Here is an 18,466-nt window from a genome sequence, read left to right as displayed (position 1 = left end):
GGGCTTTTATTGGCTTCTTGTGTGCGTTCGTCAACTTCTGCTGCGATGTCGCGTCAGGCCGTCGACGATGTTCTGCGCGTTGATCGTGCCAACGACGGAGCCGTTGTCGACGACGCCGACGCTGCCCGGGTGGCGGGACATGGCATCGAGGATGTCGACGAGCGGCGTCGTCGGCTTGGCGGTCGCCGTTACGCCGGCAACGGTCGCTCCACGCTCGACGCCGGTTTGCATCACGTCCTTGGCCGTCAGCATGCTGATCGGGTTCATATGCTGGACGAAATCGGCGACATACTGGTTCGCCGGGTTTCTGACGATGTCCTGCGGAGTCCCGCACTGGATGATGCGGCCGCCTTCCATGATGGCAATGCGGTTGCCGATGCGGAACGCCTCATCGAGATCGTGGCTGACGAACACGATCGTCTTCTTCAGGCGCCGCTGGAATTCAAGCAGCTCGTCCTGAAGCCGGGTGCGGATCAGCGGATCGAGGGCCGAGAACGGCTCGTCCATCAACAGGATCGGCGCGCCGGTCGCAAAGGCGCGGGCAAGGCCGACACGCTGCTGCATGCCGCCCGAAAGCTCGTTGACCTTGCGATCTGCCCACTTCGTCAGGTTGACGAGTTCAAGCTGCTCGCCGACGCGGGCCTTGCGTTCGGCGTCCGGCATGCCGGCAAGCTCGAGACCGAAGCCGACATTGTCGGCGACAGTGCGCCAGGGCAAGAGCGCGAACTGCTGGAACACCATGGACACAGTGTGCATGCGGAAGTCGCGCAGCGACTTGGCGTTGGTGCGATAGGGGTTGAGCGGCCCGTTTGCCGTCTTGACCTCGACCTCGCCGCGAACGACGGGCGCAAGGCCGTTGACGGCGCGAAGCAGGGTCGACTTGCCGGAGCCGGAGAGGCCCATCAAAACGAGGATCTCGCCCTCGTTGATCGCCAGCGATGCGCCGGCGACGCCGAGCACCAGCCCGGTGGCGGCGCCGATTTCGTCGCGGGTCTTGCCCTGGTCGACCATCTGCAGTGCTGTCTGCGGATTGTTGCCGAAGATGATGTCGACATTCTTGAAAACGACGGCGTCGGTCATGCACCCTCTCCTTCGTCGGACGAGCGGAACAGGCGGTCGAGGATGATGGCGAGGATAACGATGCAGAGACCGGCCTCGAACCCCTTGGCGACATTGACCGAGTTAAGCGCCCGAAGCACGGGAACGCCGAGGCCGTTGGCGCCGACGAGCGCGGCGATGACCACCATCGACAGGGAGAGCATGATCGTCTGGGTAAGGCCCGCCATGATCTGCGGCATGGCGAAGGGAAGCTCGACCTTGCGCAGCACCTGGCCGGGCGTTGCGCCGAAGGCCTGTGCCGCTTCGACCAGCGAGGGCGGCGTCGAGATGATGCCGAGGCGGGTCAGGCGGATGGGTGCGGGAATGGCGAAGATCACGGTTGCGATCAGGCCAGGCACCATACCGAGACCAAAGAGGATCAGAGCCGGGATCAGGTAGACGAAGGTCGGGATCGTCTGCATCAGATCGAGGATCGGCCGCATGACGGCATAGACCCAGGCCCGGCGCGCGGCGGCAATTCCGAGTGGAACGCCGACGGCCATGCTGACGACGCTCGCGGCCAGCACCAGCGCCAGCGTCTCCGTCGTTTCCTTCCAGTAGCCCTGGTTGATGATCAGCAGCAGTCCGAGGCCGGTGAAAAGCGTCACGCCGAGCGAACGGCGGAACCACCAGGCGAGCGCCGTGATCACGGCAACGACGATCATCGGGTGCGGCGTCTGCAGGATATAGAGCAGAACGCCGACGACGCCCGACAGGAAGCCAGCAAGCTGGTCGAAGAACAGCTCGAAGTTCGTTGTCAGCCAGTCGACGAACGCCTTGGCCCAGCCGCCGATGGGGATGCGGTTTTCGGTCAGAAATTCCACAGGAGTGAATCCGTCTCGTCAGATCAAAAATATCGCGCGATGCGGTGAAAAAAGGCGGGGACTTGCCCCGCCTTGCTACCGGTCAGAGCCCGAGCGCGGTCTTCGCCGCGGCGAGGCCTTCGCCGCCATCCTTGGTTGTGACGCCGGCAAGCCATGGTTCGATCGCCGTCGGGTTGGCCTTCAGCCATTCCTTGGCGGCGGCGTCCGGTTCCTTGCCGTCGTTGAGGATCTTGCCCATGATCTCATTTTCCATCTGCAGCGAGAACTTGAGGTTCGTGAGCAGCTTGCCGACATTCGGGCATTCGGTGGTATAGCCGGCACGCACGTTCGTGAAGATGGTGGCGCCGCCGAAGTTGGGGCCGAAGATATCGTCGCCGCCGGAGAGATAGGTGAGCTTGAAATTGGCGTTCATCGGGTGCGGTTCCCAGCCGAGGAATACGATCGGCGCACCGTCCTTTTCGGAGCGGGCGACCTGCGCCAGCATGCCCTGTTCGGAGGATTCGACGACTTCGAAGCCCTTGAGGCCGAAAGTGTCCTTGTCGACCATGTCGATGATCAGGCGGTTGCCGTCATTGCCCGGCTCGATGCCGTAGATCTTGCCCTCGAGCGCGTCCTTCTGGGCGGCGATGTCCTTGAAGTCCTTGATGCCGAGTTCAGCACCCTTGGCGTTAGTCGCCAGCGTGTACTTCGCGCCTTCGAGGTTAGGCCCGAAGGATTCCACCGACTTGTCGTCAAGATAAGGGCGCACGTCGTTTTCCTGGGTCGGCATCCAGTTGCCGAGGAAGACGTCGATGTCCTTGTTCTTGAGCGAGGTGTAGGTGACCGGAACGGAGAGAACCTTGATGTCGGTCTCGTAGCCGAGCCCCTTGAGGACAGCGGAAACCGTGGCGGTGGTGGCGGTGATATCCGTCCATCCGACATCGGAGAACCGGACGGTGCCACAGCTTTCCGGCTCGGCTGCCGCGGCGTTTCCTGCAACGAGGGCAGCCACCGAAACGGCGCCCGCGAGCATGAATTTGAGAGAGAGTGCTTTGTTCATAGTTGTCGTTCCCCTGCCTCTATTATTGTTTTAGCCAAACACCATTGGCATTTTAGCCAAACACCATTGGATAGCGAATTCAAGCGCTTTGATGTCGAAGGAAGTGTATTGCGTCAATACGCGGACGGGATGCACGATGCGACGCTGAATGTCGCAATGCCCACGAAATGGTCAAGCCGGGCGAAAAACTGTGGGTCGCGCAAACAGGCACTGGCCTTCGGGGCGAAGCCTCGTCATGTACCGGCAAGACGATTTCCGGAAACGGCAGGATATGGCCAAACTCTATTTCAGCTATGCGACGATGAATGCGGGCAAGAGCACGTTGCTGTTGCAGGCATCCTACAACTATCAGGAACGCGGCATGCGCGTCGTCATGCTGATTGCGGCGTTCGATGACCGGGCAGGCACCGGGCGTATTTCGTCCCGCATCGGCCTCGATGCGGATGCCATTCCCTTCCATGGCGGCGACGATCTTTACGCGCTGATCGAAAAGCTCAACACCGATGGCGCCGGTCAGATTGCCTGTGTCTTCGTCGATGAAGCGCAGTTTCTCGATGAGGAGCAGGTCTGGCAGCTGGCGCGGGTCGCCGACCGGATCGGCATTCCCGTCATGGCCTACGGGTTGCGCACCGATTTCCAGGGCAAGCTCTTTCCGGGCTCGATGGCGCTGCTGGCAATTGCCGACGAGCTGCGCGAAGTGCGCACGATCTGCGACTGCGGCCGCAAGGCGACCATGGTCGTCCGTCTCGACGGGCAGGGCAATGTCGTGCGCGAGGGTGCCCAGGTCGAGGTCGGCGGCAACGAGAAATATGTCTCCTATTGCCGGCGCCATTGGGAAGAAAAGATGCGCTGCGACCCTGCTTGACGCCTTAAACCGGATTCGATTCAAGGCGTTATGCAGCAGCTTTAGAGTGTTACAGCGTCCCATTGGACGCGTGGCGCCGTGTGCGGCCGCGTGGCACCTTGAAAGTCACGCCTTCGGGATGCCATGCTGATCCCGGTTCTTCCCGATGAGGTTCGCGATGCCGCGTCTGCTTCCGTCTCTCCTGCTCTGTCTCTGTCTCGGGGCCACGCCCGGCCATGCCGGCGGCGATGCCAAGGCGGGCGCTGGCGTCTTCCGCAAATGCGGCGCCTGCCACACGGCGACCGAGCCCAACAACAGGGTGGGGCCGAGCCTGATGGGCGTCATCGGCCGCCCGGCCGCCTCGGTCCCCGACTACAGCTATTCCGAGGCCATGAAGGCCTTCGGTTCCGAGGGGCATGTATGGGATGAGGCGACGCTGAGCGAGTATCTCTTGAGCCCCAAGGCGATGGTGGGCGGCACCAAGATGAGCTTTGCCGGGCTGAAGAAGCCGCAGGACATTGCCGACGTCATTGCCTATCTGAGGGACCCGTCGGCCGCCAAATAGGCAATGCCGTCGATATCTCAAGTACTTCGACGGGACGGTTGACCAAAAAAGCCGGCGGTCGAGACTTGTTCTCTTTCGATAAACACCCTTTATATAACTGCAATCGAAGGCTGAGTAATTTGGCCCGGATGGCACCTGTTGCCTCAACCGATCCAGGGGGATGATATGGCGACTCTTCAGAATTTTGACGCGGAAATCGAGAAGACGAAAAGCGTTGTCGAGCAGATGCGCGGCAAGCTCGAGCAATCCGGCGTCGTGCTGGAGCAATTCGCCAAGGCCGAGACCAAGCTCGGCGATGTCAATTTCGATATCGAGAACGCCCGCATCCAGGACGTGATCAGCCAGCAGAAGGTGATGGAGGCCAACATCGCCGACCTGATCATCGGACTGGAAGATGCGACCAACATCTTCGGCTCCGAGTTCGAGAGCATGAAGAACTACACCGGCTACGAAAAGTTCATCGGCATCTTCTCCAAGCAGAAGATGCAGCGCATGCGCACCGACCGGGTGCGCAACATGTCGCTTGCCGGCAACCTGCAGGAGCTGCTGTCGAAATCCGACACCATCGTCGGCATCCTCAAGGACCAGAAGTCGATCCTCGACCAGCGCTACAAGACCTCCGAGCAGAGCCTGATCCAGGTGATCGAGCGCCGCAAGGGCACGATGTCCAATCTCGAAGCGGTGCAGAAGCGCATCGAGGAGCTGAACCCGCTGCTGCTCGATATCGAGAACCGCATCGCCGCGTCGACCGAGCAGAAGGTGCGCACCGAGCTTGAAGGCGAGCGCTCGGCACTGGCGACGGAATACAACGAGAAGCAGGCGAAAGAGCAGGAACTGCTGGCCGAAAGCCAGACGCTCGAGCGCTACACCTCGATGTTCCAGACCTTCGTCGATTCGCTCAACAACCAGATCGCTGCGCAGAACACGCTGATCAACAAGCTGACGATCGATACCGAACAGCGCATCGTGCTCTACAAGGCACTGGAAGACTCGTTGAAGACGGCGGCCCAGCAGGACGTCGCCCACAAGATCAATACGCTCGGAAGCCAGGTCGATACGGCAGCCGAAGAGACGATGGCCGGCATCGGCGCGGCGGCCCAGCGGCACATCGGCGACCTTCTTGAAATGCACGAGAAGAACATGCTGTCGACGCAGGACATCCAGCGCCGCAAGAAGCTGGCTGACGACGCCTTTGCCCGCCGGTTCCAGGCGGTGATGGACAAGCACAACACCGCCAACTACGTGCAGCAGTGATCGGCGCCAGGGCATGATACGGTCCGAGTTTGCCTTGCGGCACACGCCGGGAGGAACGGCATGAAAGTCGCAGCATCTTCTGCCGTCACGCAGTATTTTACCTCGATCCATTCGGCGCTGGCCGGGCTCGAGCTGTTTCTCGGCGACCGCAATTCGCCGCTCTATCGAAACACGGTGGTCGGCGAGGTGATCGTTCCCTACCTCGCCCGGCTGAAGGCGTCGATCGCCTGCTGGGAGAACCGCATCGGCTTCGTCGATCAGTTCAGGATCTCCCGGGCTGAGAGCGGCTTTCCGGTTTTCCAGAACGTGCTCGAACTGGAAAACGACCGCCAGGCGGCGGGCAAGCGGCTTGCGGATATTCCCTCGGCCGATGCGCTGCGCGAGGAGATGGCCGATTTCATCCTGCGGCAGAAGGCTTTTCCCGAAGCGCTTCAGTCGCGCATGGCCGAGCGCCTCTATCTCGAACAGATCGGCAAGGGCGAGATCTTCTCGCCGTTCATCCTGCCGGAAACGATCCGCGTCGCCGTCAACCCGAAGACCATGCGACCCTATTATGTGGTGAGCTGGGGCGCCTTCGACGGCACCCAGACCCTGCCGATGGTCTACATGGCGACAATCGAGGATTCGTCCGAGAAGATCGTCGAAATGCTCGTCACCGAGGATGGCAAGCTCAATCCGCAGATCGATATTCCGCTGCCGGTGGGCGGCCTGCTCAATCCGGAACTTGCCAGCCGCTTCGATGATTTCGCCTCGAAGAACAGCACCTATTCGCTGACACCGGTGACGATCGCCACCAACATGGACAAGGATTTCCCCGAACTGCACCCCAAGCAGTTGCGGCGCATCGTGCTTGGTCCGTTCTATTCGGCCGGGATCACCGAGAACAACGAGAAAATCAACGAGATCCTGTCCAAGGTGCGCAAGCCCGAAAATGCCTGGCTCCTGACCTGGACCGTGCAGGAGGTGTTTTCCAAGGCCGAACGCGCCGCAAAGCGCGGCTTCTGGTCGACGACGCCGGCACAGGAGGAGTTCCACATCGACACCGACAATCTGGAGGCCACGCGCATGGGCGTGTCGTCCTACGAGAAGCATGCGCTGGTGCCGCACGACGCCTATCAGGCGCTCTATGCATCCGGCGAGGCGGCCCAGGTCTTCGGCGACTACAAGGTGCATGTCATCTCCGGAAACCAGGTCGTGAGCGAGGTTTAAGCATGACACTCAATACCGGACTGACGACGCTGCACGAGGACGAGATTGCCAAGCACCAGGCGATCGCGCAGGGGCTGGTGACCAAGCTGGTGATCCTCGAGCGGGACGAGGGCTCAGTCGGCGCGCCGCTCGCCGGCACCGGGCGGCGGTTCGTCTCGACGGTTTCGACCGGCGGCCAACGCCGCACGCGCGAGGTCGAGCTTGTTAAGACCATCCAGGCGGTGCGGCAGGGCGACCCGATGCTGTCGCCGGCGCAGCACGCCGTCCTCTACAGGACCCGCCGCGGTATTCAGGTGGCGCTGGCCGTGGCCGACGTCTTTGCGCGCCAGACGAGCCTTGAACAGTTGCAGGCCCGCAATACGACCGCGCCGCTTGCCGGTGAGGACGCCAGCCAGTTCAAGGCGCTGCTCAACGCCTCTGCCTACATCTGCGCCTTCACGCTGGCCGCCTATCTCGGCTCGACGCTGTCGGGCGAGGGCGAGCCGGTGGACGATGCGGTCGAGCCGGATTTCCTGTTCGACACGCCGCAGGATGCGCTCAAAGGACTGATCGCCGCACTCGACCGGAGCATTGCCGGGGCGGCCGACGATCTGGCGCTGACGGCGCGCGCGCGCGCGCTTTCGCGCGTCGCCATCGAAGGGCTGATTGCGCGCAAGGGCCGCTTTACCGGCCTGCAGAGTTTCGAGAACGTGCATATCCGTCTCGACCAGGACGACTTCACGCTCAACGGCTTCGATGTCGCGCCGGGCCAGAAGCGCAAGCCGCTGGTGATGACCTTCAAGAAGCCGGAAGAGATCATCGGCAACCATATCGCCAAGTACCAGGCGCTGAAGCTTGCCAAGATGCTGATGGCCTACGACTTCGACCGGCAGATGAACCCCTTCGTCGAGCTTGGCGGCTTCCTCTTTACCTTCATCGGCGACGGCATGCCGGGCACCGGCAAGACGATCCTGATCCAGATGCTCGCCGGCATGCTCAACGAATATTGCGAGATCGCCGGCTACGCCTTCCACTACGAGAATTTCGGCGTCGACCAGATCTCGTCCTATCAGGGCAAGTCCGGCCAGAACTGCAAGGAGTTCGTCAACAACGTCGTCAACCCGCGGGCGATCGGCTTCGGCACCATCGACGACGTCGACCAGGTCGCGGCCAAGCGTTCCGACGACCGGGCGTCCGCCGGCCAGCACGAGGTGACGGCGGTGCTGATGGAGAGCTTTGCCGGCGCCTCGACGGTGGTGCGCGGCAACTGCACCTTCGGCATGTTCTCCAACTATCCTGAGAATGTCGACGATGCGCTGCGCCAGCGCGCCGGCGCCCGTTGGCTGGTCGACGGGCCGCAGACGGAAGACGACTATGTCGACATCTTCGCGCTGCTGGTCGGCAAGAACCATAAGATCCCGCTCGGCGAGCACGCGTTGTTCGAAGGACAGGAGATCAACCGCGCCGTGTCGCAGTCCTACGAGGCGCATTCGCGACCGCAGGAAGAGGGCCTCGTTTCCGTCTGGGAGCGTTATCAGAAGGAGAAGGGGGCGCTTGCCACGCTCGCCGATGTCGGCGCCTATCTGCACATGATCAAGGAAGCCGAGCCGCGCTTTACCGGCCGGGCGATCAAGAACATCACCGACGCAGTCAAGCTGAGGGCGATGGACGTCGAATTGCCCGACGACTGGTTCAGGGATGCCGGCTCGTTCATACACAAGGGTTACGACGAGAAGAAGGCGATGATCGAGGCGCTTCGCGGCCCGATCACCATCGAGATGGTGCTGCAGGAAATCAACCGCTACGCCGACAGCGAATTCCGCTACACCGACAAGTCGGACGATGCCGCCGTCACCGACATCATCCGCCGCGAGCGCCAGCGCGAAAAGGCGATCCGCGAGATCGAGGCGATGAAACGCGACGGCCGGTGGCAGGGCTGATGGTCCAGAATGCATATCAGCTTCTGTCACGCCCAGTTCTGCAAATCGGAAGCGGGGCGCAGCGCCGTCCCCTCTCCCCGCCTGCGGGGAGAGGGCTAGGGTGAGGGGCCGATATTGAGGGGAGCGAACACGAAAGAGACTGCGCGTGCCCGCCTTCTAAGACGTTCGGACAACGAGGCAGAAGCGATGCTGTGGGCAGAACTCAGAGGTCGGCGGCTCAACGGCTACAAGTTTGTGCGGCAGTTTCCTATCGGTCGCTATTTTGCTGACTTCGCCTGTCGGGATGATCATCTCATTGTCGAAGTAGACGGAAGCCAGCACGCGAATAGGAGTAGCGATTCAATTCGCGATATGTACATGGTGGCCAACGGGTGGAGTGTCGTTCGCTTCTGGAACACCCACGTTCTTCAGGAGTGTGAGACGGTTCTGGAGACAATCGTCGCGATCCTGGAGAAGCGGTTGACAGGTGAAGTGAGAACATCGGATTTGACGTTCATTCCCGCGGGCGAAAGCCATGATTGAGCGATGGAGATTTGCCCCTCACCCTAGCCCTCTCCCCGCGAGCGGGGAGAGGGGACGCGGACACCTGTTGGGCCAACACGAGCTCGATGGCGCTGAGCAACCTCGCGATATCTTCACGGCGGAGGTGCAGGCATGAAACGTCTGCTCGAAGCCGAGCTTATCTATGGACGGCTGCTTGACATTGCCGAACCGCATCTGATCGCGCGCTACAACAAGGCGCTGCAGGGGTTCGGTCTGCGTCCGACGGCGTTGACGCGCTTCAGCATTGACATGACCGGGTTCTCGCCTGAGATCGCCGACGAGCTCGGCGACCGCGACTATCTCGATCCGAACCGCGTCAACCGTCGCTTCATCATCATGACGCCGGATCAGGCGGAACTGCCGGTCGTGCATACGAGCTTTTCCAACACGGCGGCGCTGATGCACGAGTTCTTCAACGCCAACAGTCGCGCGATCAACGCGGTGACGATCAAGGATGCGCTCTACGGCGAGATCGAGGATTCGGTTTCCATCGTCGACGACATCGACGATCTGCTGTCGATCAACGAGGTGCGTTTCCGGGTGCTCTCGGCCGAAGACATGCTCGGCAAGGCGGCCGAACTCAGGGCCCTCGTCGACCGGCTGAAGAAGGTGCCGACGGCGTGGACGGACGATGACATGCTGAACCGCATGGTCGAGCTGGCGAAGGTGACGGGCGACATCCGCCAGAACGCGCTGGTGCCCGATCAGCTGGTTTTCCGCCACGATGCCTTCTGGGCCAATCATTTCGGCGGTGTCTATGTCTTCCTCGACGAAAAGACGACGACGGTTATCTGCGATCCGTCGGTTCCCGGGTTTCGCCGATCGCGGCCCTGGCAGGTCAGCTATATCGCGATCGACGATCATGCCCGCATCTACGACTTTCTCGCCTCGACGAAGCGGCTGCAGCTGCCGCAGGCGTCCTGGGTCGAGGACTCCGGGCTCTACCAGCATCGTGCCGACATGGTGGTACGCGGCTTGATCAATGACGCCGATCCGACGACGGATCTTGCCCGTGCCGACCGCATCTGGCTGCAGACCTGGATGCACCGCAATGCCGCGCTTGTCGCGAGCGACGGGGCCTATCCCTTCCTGCAGGAAATGCTGCGCACCGTGCAGACGACAGGCAGCATCAGGATGCAGGATGTCGCGCCGGCAAACCGCTTCATGCTGGTCAGGGCCTCGCCGACGCATCCCGATCAGTGGCTGGTCAACCGCTTGATCGCCCAGCTCGTTCCCCGCGATTTCGTTTCCCGCTTCGTCTTCGACAAGCAGGGATTTTATGACGCCTATGAGCGTTACAGCGAAAAGTTCAGGGAATATGTTGTGGCGACACTGACCGGCACATATCTCAAGGACAAGGCGGCTTTCCGCCGCAAGCTTTACGGCCTCAGAGAGGAATAGGACATGTTTGATCCGATCGTCGCGTTTTTCCAGCGTGTCTTTACCGCGATCGGTCGCGGCATCGGCCTGGCCGTTGCCTGGCTGCTGTGGCCGTTCGTTGCGCTTGGAAACTGGTATCGGGCGCGCAGCTGGATCATCAAGGGGCCGATCGGCATCATCCTGCTTGGTCTGATCTTCTTCTATGGCTATTTCATCTGGCAGACCCAGGCCTGGACGAATTTCGATGCCGACTATGTCGATCGCTACAAGCTCGCCGAGCGCAAGGCGCCGGCCGGTTCTCCGGTGAGCGGGCCGGGTGCGACGACGGGCCAAACGACGACCGGCGCACCGGCCGCGAACCAGGCAGCGGCAGCGGCCCCGCCGGCCGAAGTCACGCCTGAGGCGCTCGCCGCCGTGCAATTGCCGGCCGGAACCCAGTGCCAGACCTCGGCGATCGTCGATGTTGCGGCCGACCTCATCGATTTCAACGTCAACGAGAATGCCTGGATTTCGTCGATGCTGCTTTACAAGGTCGGCTTCTTCGGTCTCGATTGGGACGATACGCCCTGGCTCGACAACAAGGCGTCGTTCCAGCGCGGCATCAACCAGGCGGTTCGCCGTACTTCGGTGGAGCTGGTCGATTCGCTCGGCCGCGTTCGCGGCACGTCGGGCATCAACAACGATCTGCAGCGCGCGCGCGGCAACATCCAGTTTGATGAGGAGACCTGGTACTTCGGCCTCAATCCGTTTGGCCCGAAGACCCCGACGCCGAGCTTCTATCGCGCGGCGATGAAGGACATGCGCACCTTCAACACCTCGCTTGCCAAGTGCGAGGCGATCTTTGACGGCCGCGCGGACAACCTGGTCGAATTCCTCGACCGCATCGCCAACGATCTCGGCAATACCTCGGCGATCATTCGGGAGCGCTCGGAAAACCACAATGGCGGTTGGTTCGATACGCGTGCCGACGACCGTTTCTGGTTCGCCTACGGCCAGCTCTATGGTTACTACGGTATCCTCTCCGCTGCCGGCGCCGACTTCGACAACGTCGTTGTCCAGCGCGGTCTGACGCCGATCTGGACGGAAACGATCAAGCAGTTGCGCGCGGCACTTCGCATCCAGCCGCTGATCATCTCCAACGGCGAGGAGGCCGGCTGGATCATGCCGACGCATCTGGCGACCATGGGCTTCTATATCCTGCGGGTGCGCTCCAACATCGTCGAGATGCGCGACATCCTCGCACGATAGAAATCAGCCCCTGTTGGCGGCGGCTCCAGTCCGGAGCTGCCCGCCACGGCGAAGCTGAACGAAACACATCATCCCATAAGGGATGAGGTACAAGAATGCAGCTTGGGGGGAGGGGAAAACCCATGGCGGAGGTCAAGTCCGATATCGAAATCGCGCGCGCCGCGAAGAAGAAACCGATCATGGAGATCGGCGCAAAGCTCGGCATTCCGCCGGAGCATTTGCTGCCCTACGGTCACGACAAGGCAAAGATCGGCGCCGACTTCATCGCCGCCCAGAAAGACCGGAAGAACGGCCACCTGATCCTGGTGACGGCGATCAACCCAACGCCGGCGGGTGAGGGCAAGACGACGACGACGGTCGGTCTTGGCGACGGGCTCAATCGTATCGGCAAGAGGGCGATCGTCTGCATCCGCGAGGCGTCGCTCGGCCCCTGCTTCGGCATCAAGGGTGGGGCCGCCGGCGGGGGCTACGCACAGGTGGTGCCGATGGAGGACATGAACCTCCATTTCACGGGCGATTTCCACGCCGTCACTTCGGCGCACAATCTGCTTGCGGCATTGCTCGACAACCATATCTATTGGGGCAACGAGCAGAACGTCGACATCCGCCGCATCGCCTGGCGCCGCGTGATAGACATGAATGATCGGGCACTGCGCAGCATTGTCGGGCCGCTCGGCGGTGTCGCCAATGGTTATCCGCGCGAGACCGGTTTCGACATCACCGTCGCCTCGGAAGTCATGGCGATCCTGTGCCTGGCAACCGACCTTAGGGATCTCGAAAAGCGCCTCGGCAACATCATCATCGGTTACCGGCGCGACAAGAGCCCGGTCTTTGCCCGCGACATCAAGGCCGATGGCGCGATGACCGTGCTTTTGAAGGATGCGATGCAGCCGAACCTCGTGCAGACGCTGGAGAACAATCCGGCCTTCGTGCATGGTGGTCCGTTTGCCAACATCGCCCATGGCTGCAATTCGGTAATCGCGACGACGACGGCGCTGAAACTTGCGGATTACGTCGTGACCGAAGCCGGTTTCGGCGCCGATCTCGGTGCGGAAAAGTTCTTCGACATCAAGTGCCGCAAGGCCGGGCTTAAACCCGATGCGGCCGTCGTTGTCGCAACAGTGCGCGCCATCAAGATGAATGGCGGAGTCAAGAAGGACGATCTCGGCAAGGAGAACCTGGAGGCGCTGCGCAAGGGTTGCGCCAACCTTGGTCGCCATGTTCAGAACGTCAAGAAATTCGGTGTGCCGGCGGTCGTCGCGATCAATCATTTTACCTCGGATACGCCGGCGGAGGTTCAGGCGATCAAGGACTATGTCGCGACGCTCGGGGCCGAAGCCGTGCTCTGCCGCCACTGGGCCGAAGGCTCGGCCGGCATCGAGGAACTGGCGCGAAAGGTAGCCGAGCTGGCCGAAGGCGGTCACTCGCAGTTTTCACCGCTTTACCCCGACGAGATGTCGCTGTTCCACAAGATCGAGACGATCGCCAAGGACATCTACCACGCCGGCGAAGTGATCGCCGACAAGTCGGTGCGCGATCAACTGCGGACCTGGGAGGATCAGGGTTACGGCCACCTGCCGATCTGCATGGCCAAGACGCAGTATTCGTTTTCGACCGATCCCAACCTGCGTGGCGCGCCGACCGACCACACGGTGCCGATCCGCGAAGTGCGGCTCGCCGCCGGCGCCGGCTTCATCGTCGTCATTACCGGCGAGATCATGACGATGCCGGGCCTGCCGAAGGCGCCATCGTCGGAGAAGATCTATCTCAACCAGCAGGGTTATATCGAGGGCCTGTTCTAGCCGGTTGCGGCTATCCACAGCGCCTCAAAACGGAATCAATTTGAGGCGTTGCGGCGTGATCTTAAAGCTCTACCGCGTCCTGTTTTATGCACCGCCTCAGCTGAGGTTGATGAAGTCCGCCTTGCCGACCGGAACGCCTTTGTGGCGGAGAATGTCGTAGGCGGTGGTCAGATGGAAGTAGAAGTTGGGCAACACGAACTTTAGCAGATAATCCTCGCCGCTCAGCGTCATCTTCAGCTTGGTGAAGTTCAATGTGACCTCGCGGGTCTCGCTGCCCTCGAGATCGGCCGGCCGAACCGTTTCCAGGAAGGTGACGGTCTTGCCGATGCGCTCGCGCAGCTCACCGAACGTTTTCTCCTCATCGGGAAAGCTCGGCACCTGAAGTGCGGTCAGCCGGGCGATGGTGCCCTTTGACGTGTCGCTGGCGCGCTGCACCTGGCCTGAGAGCGGCAGCATATCCGCGACCAGCCGGGCGTTGACCAGTTCATCGAGCGAAAGGCCGGTTTCGCCGGCATGGGCCTCGGCCTTGTCGAGCAGCTTGCCGAGGACATTGAAGCCATGAACGAAAGTGGGGACGGAGAGCCTGTACATTGTGAGGGCCATGGGACGTTTCCTCGGGCTTGGGGAAGGTGATATTCCTGGACTGCTATCTGGGAAACGAAACTTGATCCTGCAAGGCGCCGGCGCCATCTTTGATGCCGTGCGAACCTTACGGATTGTTCGCGGGCTGGCGACGAAAGGTGGTGGGTATTGTCTGCATCGCCGCCTCTATGTTCATGTTGTGATTGCCCGCTGACGAACACGTCTTAAGCTCGAAATGGATATGTGCCTCCATGACTCCACTCAACCTTGAAGCCTATCTTCACAACCATATCCCGCTTTCCGCAGCGATGCAGGTTCATGTCGACGAGGCGACGGAGGAGCATGTGCAGCTTTCTGCGCCGCTCGCTCCCAACATCAATCACCGTGAAACCGTGTTCGGCGGCAGCGCCTCGGCGCTGTCGATCCTTTCCGCCTGGGCGCTGCTGCACGTGCGCTTGAGCCGCGCCGGCGTTGCGGCCCGCCTCGTTATCCAGAGCAACCGGATGGAGTATCTGAAGCCGGTTGCCGGCGCATTCTCCGCCCGGTCAACCCTGGCGGACACGGGGCAATGGCCGGGCTTTCTGCGCATGCTTCACCGCCGGGGCAGGGCACGCATCGTCGTTACCGCCGAGTTGCTCGATGGCGGCGACCTTGCCGGGCGTTTCGAAGGCGAGTTCGTCGCCCTGGGGCATGGTGCGGATTAGAGCATTTCCAGGAAAAGCGCGAAGCGGTTTTCCGTCGGGAAATGCGTAAAAAAACAAATTGATAGAGCGTTTCTGCGACGCCGTCTAAGGCGGAACGGCTCTATCGGCAGTAGCGGTATCCGTTCCCGCGCTCGATCACATCGAGATGCAGGTGCGTCTCATGAGCTGCGTCGCTGCCCGGATCGAGCACGGTCTTGAAGTAGAGGCAGGCCGAGGCAGTGATCGCGCGTTGGAAGGCGCCGGTCATGGTGCCGTCTTCGTCGCGGGGCTGGATCTCGATGGTCTTGCCGTCGCTGAGGGTAAACGAGGCGATGTCGACGGCGTTGCCGTGGGCATGCTCCGAGATCTTGCCTGTCGCGCCATTGTTGCGCAGGCGGCAGATATAGGTGGAGGCCTGGTTCAACGTCTTGACGGTCGTGCCCTTGGCAAACGCGACGTCGGCGGCCGGCTGCACCGTTTCTTTCGTCCAGCGCGCCAATGCCAATGCCGCCTCGCAGCGCATCAGCCCTTTCGGCGCCAGCTTGACCTCGGGCAACACGCTCTCGACATCGAGCGGCTTGTCGATGCCGCAGCCCTTGCCGTCGTCGATCCGCCTGGCTTCGGCGAAGACGGCGCCCAGCGCTTTCAGCTCGGACAGGCACTTGGCGTATTCGGCCGGGTTCTCGTTTTCGACAGGCGGGTAGGTGACAGGCGCTTGGTCCGCCTTGTCGTCCGCCGACTTGTCCTTGTTCTTTTCCTCTTCGGCGTCGTCGTCCTTCATCCCGTCTGCTCCGTTGTCACCAGCCTTTTCGCCTTCTGTGCCTTCCGTCGGCTTCGGTTCAGGCGTCGGCGCCTGGCTGCCGTGTTTTCCGTCTGGCGGCGGCTGGTTCTTGTCTTCGTCCCCTTCCTTCACCGGCGTCTCCGGCTTTTTTTCCGGAGCGGGGATCGGTGCCTCCGCCTGCGCGTCAGCAGGTGGTTTGCTGGAGGGAAGGGGGCCGGTTTTTGGAAGGCTTGCGCTCATGAGGAGCAATGACGACAGGAATATCAGGGGCATATGACAACGCATGCATTTCCTTTCACATGTCCGCGAGGGCAGGCCCCGAGGGGAGGAACGCATGGGAAGCCATCTGGTTTCATCGACCTGATGGCAAGGGGCGTTGCAGTTCGGCAACGCTCCGAATTGGGACGATCCTATAAATTGTGGGGGAGGTGTTTCTATGTTGACAATAATAGTCATGTTTTTTATGCGGCATAAATGAGGCGACGCAATGTCGCAACGTATTCGAACCCACGCCCAGCCAGCCCCTTGAGTTCGCCGCTCAACAGCAAGCCCGGCCCATGATTTCAAAGGATTGGTCCATGCTTAACCGGCACCGTCGCCTGGCTCTCTTGGCTTGCACGACTACACTTGCTCTTTCCGCTGCCACTGGTGCTTTCGCGCAGACCGCGACGAACGAGCCAAAGGCAAACGAGCAGAACGCCGAGGCCACCAAGAAAGGCGAGACCTTCCTTTCGCCGATCGTCGTCAAGGGTGCGCGCACTGGCGATCCCTATGCCAAGGCCGGCCCGGTCAGCGTGGTAACGACCGACCAGATCGACCTCCAGTCCGGGCTTGAAACCGACGAGCTGCTGCGCGGCGTGCCCGGCACATCGACGGCGAACAACCCGCAGAACCCGGGCGTGGCCGTCAACATTCGCGGCTTCGAAGGTTCCGGCCGCGTCAACATGATGATCGATGGCGTGCGTCAGAATTTCCGCTTCACCGGTCACGAAGCGCAAGGTCTTGCCTACTTCGATCCGGCGTTCCTGTCCGAGATCGACGTGACCCGCGGCGCCGTCAACGGCGTCGGCGGCGGCGCGCTGGCCGGTTCGGTCAACTTCAGGACCTATGACATCGAAGACCTGATCCAGGACGGCAAGAACTACGGCGGCATCGCCTCCGCCACCTACGGCACCAACGGCGCCGGCTGGTCGGAATCACTGATCGGCGCGTACCGCTTCAACGACGTTTTCTCGGTGCTGGGGGGCATCAGCAAGGCCGACCCCGGCAACTACGACAACGGCAATGGCGTTCAGGTTCCCTACACCGAAGAAGATTTGCTGTCGGGCATGTTGAAGTTCGAGGTGACGCCGGATGAGGATCATACCTTCAAGTTCAGCGGCATCACCTATGACAACGACTTCTTCGCCAACTCCTACTTCCAGAACGTGAAGAACCAGACGCTGGCTGCAAGCTATTCCTATACGCCTGATAACGAACTCATCGATTTTCGCGCCAATGCCTATTGGAATCGGCTGAAGATGAAGTACGACACCGATGTCAGAGGTGGTGGTACTGCCGCCGGCCGTCAGATCACCGACACCGGCAAGGGCTTCGATATCTCTAACACCTCGTTGTTCGATCTCGGCGAAGTCGCGGTCAGGGCCAACTACGGCGTCGAATATTTCCGCGACGACTACGACGTCATCAACAGCACGGCGCGGCCGGGCGCCGGCGTCAACGGCAGTGGCACCAATGCCACGACGGGCGTCTTCGGCAACACGACCTTCACCTATGGCATCGTCGACCTGACGGCCGGCCTGCGGTGGGACCACTTCAGCCTCGACGGCTCGGGCGCTGTCGTTGCCGGCAACCCGATCGGTCTTCCGGCGGGCCCTTATACGGTCGACAAGTCGGACGGCCGCCTCAACCCGAGCATCACGCTTGCGCTCAACCCGACCGACTGGTTCCAGCCCTATGTGACTTACGCCGAGACCTCGCGTTCGCCGACCGTGAACGAGACGTTTGCCGGCGGCACGCATCCGGGTTCCAGCGGCCAGTCCTTCTTCCCCAATCCGTTCCTGGAGCCTGAAACTTCCAAGGGCTGGGAAGTCGGCGCCAACTTCACCTTCGACGGCCTGCTCGACTCAAGCGACAGCCTGCGTGTGAAGGCGAACTACTTCCACAACAAGATCGACAACTACATCACCGCAGCCCTGCTCAATGGCGGCCGTCAGATCTTCTTCGTCAACAATCCCGGCACCTCGACGGTTCAGGGCTTCGAGCTGCAGGCGGCCTATGATGCCGGTTATGTTTTCGGTGACCTCGCCTATACGTATACCGACAGCAAGCTGCCGTCACAGATCAACGGTTTCGGCGTGCAGAGCTATCTGCCGGACAATATTGTCAGCGCCACGCTCGGTGCCCGCTTCCTCGAAGACCAGCGCCTGACTGTCGGAACGCGCTTCTACGCCGTATCGAGTGCCGACGTCGGCGCGATCAACCGCACACCGCCGACCGTTCCGGGTTACGGCCTGGTCGATATGTTCGCGAACTACAAGTTCGAGAACGGCTTCGAAGTGACGGCGACAGTGACGAACCTGTTCGACAAGACCTACACTCCGTCGTCGAGCACCATTGCCGGCAGCTCGATCGACACCGGCCGCGGCCGAACCTTCCTCGTCACGGCGAAGGCCAAATTCTGAGCTCTTGCAGA

The 18,466-nt window shown here is 61.4% G+C and carries 16 protein-coding genes; 11 read left to right on the top strand and 5 right to left on the bottom strand.

The window, feature by feature from the left end:
- Nucleotides 1-30: 30 nt before the first annotated feature.
- The 3 genes from choV to BC360_RS03265 all read right to left on the bottom strand — a co-directional run bounded on the left by choV (nt 31) and on the right by BC360_RS03265 (nt 2,961).
- Nucleotides 31-1,080 (bottom strand): choline ABC transporter ATP-binding protein, encoded by a 1,050-nt coding sequence (gene choV, locus BC360_RS03275; protein WP_065794179.1) that lies wholly within the window; start codon nt 1,078-1,080, stop codon nt 31-33.
- Nucleotides 1,077-1,922, bottom strand: coding sequence for a choline ABC transporter permease subunit (choW, locus tag BC360_RS03270; RefSeq protein ID WP_065794178.1), 846 nt, complete (start codon nt 1,920-1,922; stop codon nt 1,077-1,079). The genes choV and choW overlap by 4 nt, the downstream gene beginning before the upstream one ends.
- A gap of 82 nt (nt 1,923-2,004) precedes the next feature.
- A complete protein-coding gene (locus BC360_RS03265) occupies nt 2,005-2,961 on the bottom strand; it encodes a choline ABC transporter substrate-binding protein (protein ID WP_065786320.1) in 957 nt (318 codons plus the stop codon).
- Between the two features lie 271 nt (nt 2,962-3,232).
- Between BC360_RS03265 and BC360_RS03260 the strand changes: the two genes are divergently transcribed.
- The 9 genes from BC360_RS03260 to BC360_RS03220 all read left to right on the top strand — a co-directional run bounded on the left by BC360_RS03260 (nt 3,233) and on the right by BC360_RS03220 (nt 13,725).
- On the top strand, nt 3,233-3,826 hold the full coding sequence (locus BC360_RS03260; protein ID WP_065794177.1) for a thymidine kinase: 594 nt from the start codon (nt 3,233-3,235) through the stop codon (nt 3,824-3,826).
- 157 nt (nt 3,827-3,983) lie between these two features.
- A complete protein-coding gene (locus tag BC360_RS03255; protein WP_065794176.1) occupies nt 3,984-4,370 on the top strand; it encodes a c-type cytochrome in 387 nt (128 codons plus the stop codon).
- A gap of 165 nt (nt 4,371-4,535) precedes the next feature.
- On the top strand, nt 4,536-5,624 hold the full coding sequence (locus tag BC360_RS03250) for a hypothetical protein (protein ID WP_053248181.1): 1,089 nt from the start codon (nt 4,536-4,538) through the stop codon (nt 5,622-5,624).
- Nucleotides 5,625-5,684: 60 nt separating this feature from the next.
- The gene (locus BC360_RS03245) at nt 5,685-6,833 is read left to right on the top strand and encodes a hypothetical protein (RefSeq protein ID WP_065786323.1); all 1,149 of its coding nucleotides are present in this window, start codon (nt 5,685-5,687) and stop codon (nt 6,831-6,833) included.
- 2 nt (nt 6,834-6,835) lie between these two features.
- On the top strand, nt 6,836-8,752 hold the full coding sequence (locus tag BC360_RS03240) for an AAA family ATPase (protein ID WP_065794175.1): 1,917 nt from the start codon (nt 6,836-6,838) through the stop codon (nt 8,750-8,752).
- Between the two features lie 114 nt (nt 8,753-8,866).
- The gene (locus BC360_RS03235; RefSeq protein ID WP_065794174.1) at nt 8,867-9,274 is read left to right on the top strand and encodes an endonuclease domain-containing protein; all 408 of its coding nucleotides are present in this window, start codon (nt 8,867-8,869) and stop codon (nt 9,272-9,274) included.
- 132 nt (nt 9,275-9,406) lie between these two features.
- The gene (locus BC360_RS03230; RefSeq protein ID WP_065786325.1) at nt 9,407-10,696 is read left to right on the top strand and encodes a DUF6638 family protein; all 1,290 of its coding nucleotides are present in this window, start codon (nt 9,407-9,409) and stop codon (nt 10,694-10,696) included.
- Nucleotides 10,697-10,699: 3 nt separating this feature from the next.
- Entirely contained in the window at nt 10,700-11,923 is a 1,224-nt protein-coding gene (locus BC360_RS03225; protein ID WP_065794173.1) for a DUF2333 family protein, read from the top strand.
- Between the two features lie 122 nt (nt 11,924-12,045).
- Entirely contained in the window at nt 12,046-13,725 is a 1,680-nt protein-coding gene (locus BC360_RS03220) for a formate--tetrahydrofolate ligase (protein ID WP_065794172.1), read from the top strand.
- Nucleotides 13,726-13,821: 96 nt separating this feature from the next.
- Here the strand turns inward: BC360_RS03220 and BC360_RS03215 are convergent, their stop codons facing one another.
- Nucleotides 13,822-14,328: a DUF1993 family protein gene (locus tag BC360_RS03215; RefSeq protein WP_065786328.1), complete on the bottom strand. Its 507-nt coding sequence runs from the start codon at nt 14,326-14,328 to the stop codon at nt 13,822-13,824.
- A 230-nt stretch (nt 14,329-14,558) separates the two neighbouring features.
- Here BC360_RS03215 and BC360_RS03210 point away from each other — a divergent pair, with 230 nt between their 5' ends.
- On the top strand, nt 14,559-15,011 hold the full coding sequence (locus tag BC360_RS03210) for a thioesterase domain-containing protein (RefSeq protein ID WP_065786329.1): 453 nt from the start codon (nt 14,559-14,561) through the stop codon (nt 15,009-15,011).
- A 100-nt stretch (nt 15,012-15,111) separates the two neighbouring features.
- Here BC360_RS03210 and BC360_RS03205 read toward each other — a convergent pair whose 3' ends face one another.
- On the bottom strand, nt 15,112-16,056 hold the full coding sequence (locus BC360_RS03205; protein WP_065794171.1) for an extensin family protein: 945 nt from the start codon (nt 16,054-16,056) through the stop codon (nt 15,112-15,114).
- Between the two features lie 293 nt (nt 16,057-16,349).
- Between BC360_RS03205 and BC360_RS03200 the strand changes: the two genes are divergently transcribed.
- Nucleotides 16,350-18,455 (top strand): TonB-dependent receptor domain-containing protein, encoded by a 2,106-nt coding sequence (locus BC360_RS03200; protein WP_065786989.1) that lies wholly within the window; start codon nt 16,350-16,352, stop codon nt 18,453-18,455.
- The last annotated feature ends 11 nt before the right edge of the window (nt 18,456-18,466 follow it).

Origin of the sequence: Ensifer sp. LC163, assembly GCF_001695855.1 — a bacterium.
Classification (GTDB): Bacteria; Pseudomonadota; Alphaproteobacteria; order Rhizobiales; family Rhizobiaceae; genus Ensifer.
Note: the sequence above shows the minus strand (reverse complement) of the source record. Positions and strands in the feature narration are given on the sequence as shown.

Excerpts from the sequence above, each read along its gene's own strand:
- choV (WP_065794179.1), bottom strand. The coding sequence starts at position 1,080 with ATGACCGACGCCGTCGTTTTCAAGAATGTCGACATCATCTTCGGCAAC.
- BC360_RS03265 (WP_065786320.1), bottom strand. The coding sequence starts at position 2,961 with ATGAACAAAGCACTCTCTCTCAAATTCATGCTCGCGGGCGCCGTTTCG.
- BC360_RS03260 (WP_065794177.1), top strand. The coding sequence starts at position 3,233 with ATGGCCAAACTCTATTTCAGCTATGCGACGATGAATGCGGGCAAGAGC.
- BC360_RS03255 (WP_065794176.1), top strand. The coding sequence starts at position 3,984 with ATGCCGCGTCTGCTTCCGTCTCTCCTGCTCTGTCTCTGTCTCGGGGCC.
- BC360_RS03250 (WP_053248181.1), top strand. The coding sequence starts at position 4,536 with ATGGCGACTCTTCAGAATTTTGACGCGGAAATCGAGAAGACGAAAAGC.
- BC360_RS03245 (WP_065786323.1), top strand. The coding sequence starts at position 5,685 with ATGAAAGTCGCAGCATCTTCTGCCGTCACGCAGTATTTTACCTCGATC.
- BC360_RS03240 (WP_065794175.1), top strand. The coding sequence starts at position 6,836 with ATGACACTCAATACCGGACTGACGACGCTGCACGAGGACGAGATTGCC.
- BC360_RS03230 (WP_065786325.1), top strand. The coding sequence starts at position 9,407 with ATGAAACGTCTGCTCGAAGCCGAGCTTATCTATGGACGGCTGCTTGAC.
- BC360_RS03225 (WP_065794173.1), top strand. The coding sequence starts at position 10,700 with ATGTTTGATCCGATCGTCGCGTTTTTCCAGCGTGTCTTTACCGCGATC.
- BC360_RS03220 (WP_065794172.1), top strand. The coding sequence starts at position 12,046 with ATGGCGGAGGTCAAGTCCGATATCGAAATCGCGCGCGCCGCGAAGAAG.
- BC360_RS03215 (WP_065786328.1), bottom strand. The coding sequence starts at position 14,328 with ATGGCCCTCACAATGTACAGGCTCTCCGTCCCCACTTTCGTTCATGGC.
- BC360_RS03210 (WP_065786329.1), top strand. The coding sequence starts at position 14,559 with ATGACTCCACTCAACCTTGAAGCCTATCTTCACAACCATATCCCGCTT.
- BC360_RS03205 (WP_065794171.1), bottom strand. The coding sequence starts at position 16,056 with ATGCGTTGTCATATGCCCCTGATATTCCTGTCGTCATTGCTCCTCATG.
- BC360_RS03200 (WP_065786989.1), top strand. The coding sequence starts at position 16,350 with ATGCTTAACCGGCACCGTCGCCTGGCTCTCTTGGCTTGCACGACTACA.